The organism is Kitasatospora sp. NPDC058184 (assembly GCF_042883725.1).
In the GTDB taxonomy this organism is placed as follows: domain Bacteria; phylum Actinomycetota; class Actinomycetes; order Streptomycetales; family Streptomycetaceae; genus Kitasatospora.
Genome location: NZ_JBHVVE010000072.1, coordinates 1 through 773 on the forward strand (window position 1 = coordinate 1; position 773 = coordinate 773).

Annotated in this window: 1 protein-coding gene; it reads left to right on the plus strand. The window is 38.8% G+C overall.

Annotation, left to right across the window (positions count from 1 at the left end; translation table 11 throughout):
- Positions 1–381: 381 nt before the first annotated feature.
- Positions 382–558, plus strand: coding sequence for a hypothetical protein (locus ACFVXH_RS41400; RefSeq protein ID WP_014417912.1), 177 nt, complete (start codon positions 382–384; stop codon positions 556–558).
- Positions 559–773: the final 215 nt, after the last annotated feature.

Below are 773 nucleotides of genomic sequence, written 5' to 3' on the forward strand. Positions count from 1 at the left end.
TAAATGGACTGATTACAGATAAATACGGTGATGCAATGTATAGAAGTGGTTTTTGTATAACCATTGAAGAGAATTCAAATTCTAATATGATAACGGCCGATTTCACATTGAATAAAAGTCACCTTCCGTTTTTAAAAGATATTGTAAAAGACTTAGAGGAGGGTACAGAGTGAGTGAGCCAAAATTTAAGGGATTTGTGGTCTATCGTAAACGTAAGACGGATGGAAAGTTAATACCGTTTTACAGTTTCAAATATGACGATATTGAAAGCATTACTGACATAGAAGACGGGTGCAAAGTATCGTTCAAAAATGGCGATTCATTCGTTACGAAAGGTACGGCAGTAGAGTATAAGAAAAAGATCGGATGGGAGGGTTCGGAGTGATGAACATGAAAAGGAAGCCAGCACGTGTTTTTGATACAAGAAACAACGTCACATTTTTCACAGGGACAGAATGGGAATGTATGGAGTTTGCATTAAAAAATTATCCTCGTGAAGAATTTCCTCATGTTTTAGTCGGTGTAAATGATGAAGATGAAGGGGAGGGTACGGAGTGACTGATATAGCACCATGTATCCAATGCGGAAAGATGACGAGTGTAGATATAACCATGTGCTGTGATGGCTACATGTGCGGATGTAAGGGGCTTCCCATTCACCCGCCCTTATGTGAAGAGTGTGAGAAGACATTTTTTAAGCACGGAATGAAGGAATTTCACTTACACAAATATCCTGTGACATCAGTTGAAGGTAATGAGTATGCCGTTAGCATT